6 protein-coding genes are annotated in these 9311 nt (G+C 54.0%); all 6 read left to right on the forward strand.

Translation table 11 applies throughout. The features are described from left to right. The first annotated feature begins 20 nt into the window (after positions 1 to 20). The 6 genes from ACT3TY_RS16400 (at position 21) to sucD (ending at position 9270) form a co-directional block, all read left to right on the forward strand. Positions 21 to 731, forward strand: a complete 711-nt coding sequence (locus ACT3TY_RS16400; protein ID WP_087106268.1) for a succinate dehydrogenase iron-sulfur subunit — start codon at positions 21 to 23, stop codon at positions 729 to 731. Between the two features lie 335 nt (positions 732 to 1066). Next, positions 1067 to 3901, forward strand: a complete 2835-nt coding sequence (locus tag ACT3TY_RS16405) for a 2-oxoglutarate dehydrogenase E1 component (RefSeq protein ID WP_441679625.1) — start codon at positions 1067 to 1069, stop codon at positions 3899 to 3901. A gap of 40 nt (positions 3902 to 3941) precedes the next feature. Then, entirely contained in the window at positions 3942 to 5522 is a 1581-nt protein-coding gene (gene odhB, locus ACT3TY_RS16410; RefSeq protein ID WP_444628915.1) for a 2-oxoglutarate dehydrogenase complex dihydrolipoyllysine-residue succinyltransferase, read from the forward strand. A 127-nt stretch (positions 5523 to 5649) separates the two neighbouring features. Beyond that, positions 5650 to 7089 carry a dihydrolipoyl dehydrogenase gene (gene lpdA / locus ACT3TY_RS16415; protein WP_172117206.1) on the forward strand — a complete coding sequence of 480 codons (1440 nt, stop codon included), beginning with the start codon at positions 5650 to 5652 and terminating at the stop codon, positions 7087 to 7089. A gap of 142 nt (positions 7090 to 7231) precedes the next feature. Continuing rightward, a complete protein-coding gene (gene sucC, locus ACT3TY_RS16420; protein ID WP_193054822.1) occupies positions 7232 to 8398 on the forward strand; it encodes an ADP-forming succinate--CoA ligase subunit beta in 1167 nt (388 codons plus the stop codon). Next, entirely contained in the window at positions 8398 to 9270 is an 873-nt protein-coding gene (sucD, locus tag ACT3TY_RS16425) for a succinate--CoA ligase subunit alpha (protein WP_172117205.1), read from the forward strand. Before sucC ends, sucD begins: the two co-directional genes overlap by 1 nt. The last annotated feature ends 41 nt before the right edge of the window (positions 9271 to 9311 follow it).

A 9311-nucleotide genomic window follows, 5' to 3' on the forward strand; every position in this document is an offset into this window, starting at 1 on the left:
ATTGACGAGAGGGAGTTATAATGTCCAATCTTCAGGTATCCGTATACCGTTACAATCCGGAAACCGACTCCGCGCCCTATATGCAGGAGTTCCAGGTTGATACCAAAGGGCGCGATGTCATGGTGCTGGATGTTCTTCATATGATGAAAGAACAGGACAGCGGTCTGGCATTCCGTCGTAGCTGCCGCGAAGGCGTTTGCGGCTCTGATGGTATGAACATGAACGGCAAAAACGGCTTGGCGTGTATTACACCGCTGTCAGATGTTGTGAAAAACAACAAGCTGATCCTGCGCCCGCTGCCTGGTCTGCCGGTTATCCGCGATATGGTTGTGGATATGGGGATTTTCTATAAGCAGTACGAGCGTATTCAGCCGTACCTGCAAAATGAAACGCCAGCGCCCGCCATTGAGCGCCTGCAGTCGCCCGAAGACCGTGAAAAGTTGGATGGCCTGTACGAGTGTATCTTGTGTGCTTGCTGCTCTACGTCTTGCCCGTCGTTCTGGTGGAACCCGGACAAGTTCGTAGGACCTGCTGGCTTGCTGCAGTCTTACCGTTTCCTGGCGGATTCGCGCGATACCGCAACCCGCGAGCGTTTGACCAGCCTGGAAGATCCGTTCTCGGTGTTCCGCTGCCGCGGCATCATGAACTGCGTAGCGGTTTGCCCGAAAGGCTTAAATCCGACGCGGGCCATCGGTAAAATTCGCGAAATGCTGCTCGCAGATGCAACATAAACGTCTTGTGAGTCAATAAAAAGCGATTGCCACGCAACAAGTCTCGTTTTACTACTTAAATCGTGGCGCTTCGCTTGTTATCATAGGGCTTGTCATAAGGTGCGGCGCGTCGCCGCACTTTATGAGCAGTCAAGTTTAAAAGCCGGTGCTGCGAGTACCGGCTTTTGAGCATGAACTGAGTAAGAATAGCAGTTAAGAAATAGCAATTATGTAGGGCTTCCGGCCGTTGGTCGGTGCCGCCGGTACATGTTCCGCCCCGCCGGCAGGGCAATAGCGATGTCGTTGTTTTTTGCAGCGATGCCGATACCACCCCATCAGTGTAGGGTGACCGAGAGATGCAACAAGGCATAATGGAGTTAATGTGGCGTTCCTCTCACGTTAGTGGTGGCAATGTCCACTACGTGGAAGCGCTTTACGAGCAGTACCTCGCCGATCCAGATGCTGTTTCTGACGAATGGCGTAGCTATTTTGACCAGCTACCGAGTTCCGAGGGCAGTGCCTCCCACGATGTTCCACTAAGCCCGACTCGTGATCAATTCTACCAGCTAGGTCGTGAAAGCCGCCCGGGCCGGGTAGTTGCCGCTGCCGATAGCGGTGAGAACAAAAAGCAGGTGAAAGTCCTGCAGTTGATCAATGCGTATCGCTTCCGTGGTCATCAAAAGGCTGATATCGATCCGCTTGGGCTGCGTAATCCTACCCCCGTCCCTGACCTCGATTTATCATTCCATCAGCTGACGAAGGCTGATCTTGATACCGAGTTCCAGACCGGTTCGTTTTTCCTGGGTATTGATAAGGCACCACTGCGTGAGATCGTGGACGCGCTGGAGAAGACGTACTGTCGCTCCATCGGCTGTGAGTTCATGCATATCGTGGACACAGAAGAGAAACGCTGGCTACAACGGCGCTTCGAATCAGTGCGCAGTGCTCCCAAGTTTAGTGACGATGTTCGCAAGCATGTGCTCGAGCGTCTGACGGCTGCTGAAGGTTTGGAAACTTACTTGGCATCCAAATATCCAGGTACCAAACGCTTTGGTCTTGAAGGTGGTGAAGTCTTTGTACCCATGATGGACGAGCTTATCCAGCGTGCTGGCGGTTATGGTACGAAGGAAGTCGTTATCGGTATGGCGCACCGTGGTCGCCTCAACCTGTTGGTCAATATTCTGGGCAAAAACCCGGCTGACTTGATTGATGAGTTTGATGGTAAGAAGGTGATTGAGCGTGGTTCTGGCGATGTGAAGTATCACCAGGGCTTTAGCTCCAACGTCATGTCACCGGGCGGCGAAGTCCACCTGGCCATGTCGTTCAACCCCTCGCACCTGGAAATTGTCGCACCGGTTGTTGAAGGTTCCGTACGCGCGCGCCAAGACCGCCGCAAGGATCCTGCTGGCGACAAGGTGTTACCCATCAATATTCATGGTGATGCTGCCTTCGCGGGTCAGGGCGTGGTCATGGAGACATTCCAGATGTCTCAGACCCGGGCCTATAAGACCGGCGGCACGATTCACATCGTCATCAATAACCAGGTGGGCTTTACGACGTCCAACCCCATGGATGCTCGTTCGACCGAGTACTGTACTGACATTGCCAAGATGGTCCAGGCGCCCATCTTCCATGTGAATGGTGATGATCCTGACGCCGTTATCCATGCGACCCAAGTGGCGCTGGATTACCGTCAACAGTTCAAAAAAGACGTCGTTATTGATCTGGTCTGCTACCGTCGCCGTGGGCATAACGAAGCCGATGAGCCGTCCGGTACGCAGCCTTTGATGTACGCCAAAATCAAGGATCATGCGTCGACGCGTACGGTTTACGTTAAGCGCTTGGTTGACCAGGGCGTTTTATCTGAAGATGACGCCAAAGCGATGATGGAAACGTATCGCGATGACCTGGTCGCGGGTAACCACGTTGCCAATGCACTGGTTCAGGAACCCAATCAATCCCTGTTTGTGGATTGGGCGCCGTACCTGGGGCATGAGTGGACGGGCGATGCGGACACGTCTTTTGACATGAAGCGTCTTCAGCAGCTGGCTGCGAAAATGTGCGAGATTCCGGATGGGGTCGAAGTGCAGCGCCAGGTAGCCAAGATTTACGAAGACCGCCGCAAGATGCAGGCCGGTGGCATGGCCATGAACTGGGGCTTTGCTGAAACGCTGGCCTACGCCACGTTACTTGACCAAGGGCACCCGATCCGGATTACCGGTCAGGATGTGGGTCGCGGTACGTTCTCGCACCGTCACGCTGTGGTTCATAACCAGAAAAATGGCTCTACCTACGTGCCGCTGCAAAACATGGCCGATGGTCAGCCGGTTTTCACCATTCACGACTCCTTCCTGTCGGAAGAAGCTGTGTTGGCGTTTGAGTACGGTTACTCCACCACTGCGCCGAATGACCTGGTTATCTGGGAAGCCCAGTTTGGTGACTTCTTCAACGGTGCACAGGTGGTCGTTGATCAGTTCATCTCTTCTGGTGAGAGCAAGTGGGGCCGTTTATGTGGCCTAACGATGCTGCTACCCCATGGCTATGAAGGCCAGGGCCCAGAGCACTCGTCTGCGCGACTGGAACGTTTCCTGCAAATGTGTGCTGAGCACAACATGCAGGTCTGTGTGCCGACGACACCTGCGCAGATTTATCACTTGCTGCGTCGTCAGGTGATTCGTCCGCTGCGCAAGCCGCTGATTGTTATGTCGCCCAAGTCGTTGCTGCGTCACAAGGAAGCGGTATCGAGCCTTGAAGATCTTGCTCACGGCAAATTCCAAATGGTATTGCCGGATCAAGCGGATCTGGCCGCTGAAAACGTAACGCGTACGATTCTGTGTTCAGGCAAGGTCTACTATGACTTGGCCGCCTGGCGTGCAGAAAACGAGCGTAACGATACGGCGATCATTCGTCTTGAGCAGCTGTATCCCTTCCCGAAAGAAGAACTTCTGGAAGTGCTCCAGGCGTATGGCAATGTGGAAGATATTGTCTGGTGTCAGGAAGAGCCGTTGAACCAGGGCGCTTGGTACTCCAGTCAGCACCACATGCGTACAGTGGCCGATATGCTTAAAGATGGCCTCGGACGCGAGTTGAAATTTGCAGGACGTCCTGCCTCTGCCGCGCCGGCAGCGGGCTATATGTCCGTCCATACTGAACAGCAGCGCCAGCTGGTGGAAGACGCTTTCAATCTGTAAAGCGCCCACCGGATTTAGAGAACACCATAAGGGAAACGACATGGCTACCGAGATCAAAGCGCCAACCTTTCCGGAATCCGTTGCCGAAGGTACTGTGGCTACGTGGCATAAAAAGCCGGGTGACAGCGTCGAGCGTGACGAACTGATTGTTGAAATCGAAACCGACAAAGTGGTGCTGGAAGTGGTGGCACCTGAAGCGGGCACCCTGACTGACGTAATGGCCGAAGAGGGCGAAAGCGTCGCGTCTGAGCAGGTGCTTGGCAAAATCGGTGAAGGCAGCGCCTCAGGCGACAGCAGTAAAAAAGAAGAGCCATCTTCTGATGAGCCGAAAGCCGAGAAAGCTGATCAGCAAGACGAAAAGAAAGAAGAGAAAACAGAAGAGAAGAAAGCCAGCGGCGGCAAGCAGCATGATGTAAAAGCGCCGAGCTTCCCTGAGTCTATCCAGGAAGGCACCGTGGCGACTTGGCACAAAAAGGTCGGTGAAGCGGTTAAGCGCGATGAAGTACTGGCTGATATCGAAACCGATAAAGTCGTACTGGAAGTGGTTGCGCCTGCTGACGGTGCGCTGGCAGAAATTAAAGCCGAAGAGGGCAGCCAGGTAGAGTCCGAAGCAATTCTTGCGGTTTTCACCGAAGGTGGCGGTAGCGACGTAGCAACAGCGGCTGATAAAGAGCCAGCCGCCTCTGCTGACGATGGCGCCAGCGATGAGAAAATGGGCGACAAGATCGTCGCACCGGCGGCGCGCAAGCTGGTTGCCGAGCACGACCTTGACGTTGCCAAAATTGAAGGTACGGGCAAAGGCGGTCGTGTTCTAAAAGAAGACGTGCAAAAAGCCGTTAAAGATGGCTCCGCCAAGAAAGGTGCTGCCAAGTCTTCTGCGCCGAGCAACGCCGCAGCAGCCCCAGCGGCTGTTGAAGGCGAGCGTGTTGAAAAACGCGTGCCGATGACCCGCCTGCGTCAAACCATTGCCAAGCGTCTGGTACAAGCTCAGCAAACCGCTGCCATGCTGACCACGTATAACGAAGTGGACATGACTGAGATCATGGCCCTGCGTGCGCAGTACAAAGACACCTTCCTCAAAGCTCACGATATCAAGCTGGGCTTTATGGGCTTCTTTGTAAAAGCGGCAACTGAAGCTCTCAAACGCTTCCCGGATGTTAATGCCTCTATCGACGGCACCGACATCGTGTATCACGGTTACCAGGATATCGGTGTTGCGGTATCCACTGACCGTGGTCTGGTGGTTCCCGTACTGCGTGACACCGACAGCATGAAAATTGCTGATGTCGAAAGAACAATTGTTGATTTCGGTAAGCGTGGTCGTGACGGCAAGCTGGGCATGGACGACATGATCGGCGGCACCTTCACCATCACCAACGGTGGTACGTTCGGTTCTCTGATGTCGACGCCGATTATCAACCCGCCGCAAACGGCTATTCTGGGGATGCACAAAATCCAGGATCGTCCGATGGCTATTAATGGCAAGGTTGAAGTCCGCCCCATGATGTACCTGGCACTGTCATATGATCACCGTATGATTGATGGCAAAGACGCCGTACGTTTCCTGGTTACGCTTAAAGAATTGCTGGAAGATCCGGCACGTCTGCTGCTGGACGTCTAAGGTACGTAGACCACGTATCCTTGCGTATTGATATTTCGATACGCGCCACCCTTCTTATGCAGTCGCACACCGCTCTTCTCTCGGCATTGTAAAGACGGGAGAAGAGCACCGAGCTAAAGGAGCCAACATGGCTGACAAGTTTGATGTGATCGTTATCGGCGCCGGCCCTGGCGGTTACGTAGCTGCTATCCGCGCAGCACAAATGGGCCTGAAAACAGCCTGTGTTGAAAAATGGGTTAACAAGGAAGGCAAGACTGTTCACGGCGGCACCTGCCTGAACGTCGGTTGTATTCCTTCCAAAGCGCTGCTGGAAACCTCACATAAGTTTGTTGAAGCACGTGATCACTTTGCTGAAGTTGGCATCGAGATTGACGCGCCGAAGGCTAACATCGCCAAAATGCTCGAGTTCAAAAACTCGGTCATTAACAAAAACGTTGGCGGCATCAGCGCACTGTTCAAGGCCAACGGTGTTACTTCGCTGGAAGGTAAAGGTAAAGTTACTTCGTCTACCGAAGTTGAAGTAACCGACCACGATGGCAATGCCACGACCTACACGGCTGACAACATCGTTATCGCCGCAGGCTCCGTGCCGGTTGAAATTCCGCCGACGCCGCTGACCGACGACCTGATTGTGACGTCTACAGGCGCACTTGAGTTTACCGAAGTACCCAAGCGTTTGGGTGTTATCGGTGCCGGTGTTATCGGCCTGGAGCTGGGCAGCGTTTGGAAGCGTTTAGGTTCTGACGTGACCGTTCTTGAAGCCATGGACAGCTTTTTGCCGATGGTTGACGGCGCGATTGCCAAAGAGACCCAGAAGCTGCTCAAGAAACAGGGTCTGGACATCAAACTGGGCGCACGCGTGACCGGTTCTGAGGTCAAGGACAACGAAGTCGTCGTTAAGTACACCGACGGTGACGGCGAACAGGAAATGACCTTCGACAAACTGATTGTTTGTGTGGGTCGTCGTCCTTATACGCAAGGCGTGATTGCCGACGGCGTAGGCGTTGAGCTTGACGAGCGTGGCTTTATCTTCGTTGATGACCAGTGCCGTACCAATGTCCCGAGCGTTTATGCAATCGGTGACTGTGTACGTGGTCCAATGCTTGCTCATAAAGCGTCTGAAGAAGGCGTTATGGTCGCTGACATTATCGCTGGCCATAAAGCTGAAATGAATTACGACGCCATCCCCAGCGTTATCTACACCTCGCCTGAAGTCGCGTGGGTAGGTATAACCGAGCAAGATGCCAAAGCGAAAGGCATTGAAGTCAAAACCGGCTCTTTCCCGTTCTCTGCCAACGGTCGTGCGCTTGCCAACAATGCGCCTGAAGGTATGGCCAAGATTATTGCCGATGCCGAAACAGACCGCATTCTGGGTATGCACATCGTCAGTCAGCACGCAGGTGAGCTGATTGCCCAAGGCGTTATCGCGATGGAATTTGGTTCCAGCGCTGAAGATCTAGCGTTGACCTGCTATGCCCACCCGAGCACTTCTGAAGCTATTCATGAAGCGGCTCTCGCGGTGGAAGGCCATGCAATCCACATGGCTAATCGTAAAAAGCGCAAATAAGTTCAGCGGTAACTACCAGGCGCCACCATTAGGTGGCGCATCACTTTCGGGCATGTTGTAAAATAGCGCGCGAAAGTACGGGGACAGCCCGTTTTTAAAACGGGTTGTCGTTCGAGTCACATGCAACCAATGGCATGAATCGATGAACCTTCACGAGTATCAAGGCAAACAGCTGTTTGCTGATTATGGTCTACCAGTGTCTAAAGGCTTTGCCGTGGACACTCCCGAAGAAGCAGTAGAAGCCTGCAAAAAGATCGGCGGCGACATGTGGGTAGTTAAAGCCCAGGTGCACGCAGGTGGCCGTGGTAAAGCGGGTGGCGTTAAGCTGATCAAAGATCCGGCTGAAGCGAAGGCGTTTGCCGAGCAGTGGTTGGGCAAAAACCTGGTAACCTTTCAGACTGACGAACAAGGTCAGCCGGTTGCCAAGATTCTGGTAGAGACCTGCACTGATATCGCCGATGAGCTTTACCTCGGTGCCGTTGTCGATCGTACTACCCGTCGCGTGGTCTTCATGGCCTCGACCGAAGGTGGTGTTGAAATCGAAACGGTTGCTGAAGAGACGCCGGAAAAGATTCTTAAAGCCGAAATTGATCCGCTGGTTGGCGCACAGCCGTACCAGGCGCGTGAGTTGGCCTTTGCTCTGGGCCTGAAAGGCGACCAGGTCAAACAGTTCACCAAGATCTTCCTGGGCCTATCCAAGTTGTTCCACGACAAGGATCTGGCACTTTTAGAGATCAACCCGTTGGTTATCACTGACGAAGGCAACCTGCACTGCCTCGACGCCAAACTGGGCCTCGACAGCAACGCGTTGTACCGTCACCCGGACCTGCAGGCCATGCGCGATCCTTCCCAGGAAGATCAGCGTGAAGCCGATGCAGCGAAGTGGGAACTGAACTACGTCGCACTCGACGGTAACATTGGTTGCATGGTAAACGGCGCAGGCCTGGCCATGGGCACCATGGACATCGTTAACCTGAGTGGCGGCAAGCCGGCTAACTTCCTGGACGTTGGCGGCGGCGCGACCAAAGAGCGCGTAGCAGAAGCGTTCAAGATCATCCTGTCTGACGACAACGTGAAAGCCGTTCTGGTTAACATCTTCGGCGGTATCGTACGTTGCGACATGATTGCTGAAGGCATTATCGGTGCCGTTGAGCAAGTGGGTGTCAACGTGCCGGTCGTGGTTCGCCTGGAAGGTAACAATGCCGAGTTGGGTGCTGAGAAACTGGCGTCCAGCGGTCTGAACATCATCGCTGCTACCAGTCTGACCGATGCGGCTCAGCAGGTTGTTAAAGCGGCGGAGGGCAAGTAATGAGTATCCTGATCGATAAGAACACCAAGGTCATCTGCCAGGGTTTCACCGGTGGCCAGGGCACGTTCCACTCCGAGCAGGCGATTGCCTATGGCACGCAAATGGTCGGTGGTGTTACGCCGGGCAAAGGCGGCCAGGAGCATTTGGGCCTGCCAGTTTTCAACACTGTTAAAGAAGCGGTAGAGAAAACAGGCGCGGAAGCCAGCGTTATCTACGTACCGGCTCCGTTCTGCAAAGACTCAATCCTTGAAGCCGCTAACGCTGGCATCAAGCTGATCGTTTGCATCACCGAAGGCATCGCTACGCTTGATATGCTCGACGCAAAAGTAAAATGCGACGAGCTGGGCGTGCGTTTGATTGGCCCGAACTGCCCGGGTGTTATTACGCCAGGTGAGTGCAAAATCGGTATCATGCCGGGTCACATCCACCAGCCGGGCCGTGTGGGTATCGTTTCCCGCTCTGGTACGCTGACTTACGAAGCCGTTAAGCAGACCACTGACCACGGTTTCGGTCAGTCTACCTGTGTCGGTATCGGTGGCGACCCGATTCCGGGTTCCAACTTCATCGACATTTTGGAAATGTTTGAGAAGGATCCGAAAACCGAAGCGATCGTCATGATCGGCGAAATCGGTGGTACGGCTGAAGAAGAAGCAGCCGCCTACATCAAGGATCACGTTTCCAAACCAGTGGTTTCTTACATTGCCGGTGTTACTGCACCTCCTGGCAAGCGTATGGGCCACGCTGGCGCCATCATTTCTGGTGGTAAAGGCACGGCTGACGAGAAGTTTGCTGCTCTGGAAGACGCCGGTGTTAAAACCGTTCGTTCTTTGGCAGAAATCGGCGACGCACTGAAAGAAGTGACGGGCTGGTAAGCTGGCAAGCGGATCAAAAAGGGGTGCCGTTTGGCACCCCT

The organism is Halomonas sp. AOP22-C1-8, assembly GCF_052378905.1.
In the GTDB taxonomy this organism is placed as follows: Bacteria; Pseudomonadota; Gammaproteobacteria; order Pseudomonadales; family Halomonadaceae; genus Vreelandella; species Vreelandella citrativorans.

Excerpts from the sequence above, each read along its gene's own strand:
- ACT3TY_RS16400 (WP_087106268.1), top strand. The coding sequence starts at position 21 with ATGTCCAATCTTCAGGTATCCGTATACCGTTACAATCCGGAAACCGAC.
- ACT3TY_RS16405 (WP_441679625.1), top strand. The coding sequence starts at position 1,067 with ATGCAACAAGGCATAATGGAGTTAATGTGGCGTTCCTCTCACGTTAGT.
- odhB (WP_444628915.1), top strand. The coding sequence starts at position 3,942 with ATGGCTACCGAGATCAAAGCGCCAACCTTTCCGGAATCCGTTGCCGAA.
- lpdA (WP_172117206.1), top strand. The coding sequence starts at position 5,650 with ATGGCTGACAAGTTTGATGTGATCGTTATCGGCGCCGGCCCTGGCGGT.
- sucC (WP_193054822.1), top strand. The coding sequence starts at position 7,232 with ATGAACCTTCACGAGTATCAAGGCAAACAGCTGTTTGCTGATTATGGT.
- sucD (WP_172117205.1), top strand. The coding sequence starts at position 8,398 with ATGAGTATCCTGATCGATAAGAACACCAAGGTCATCTGCCAGGGTTTC.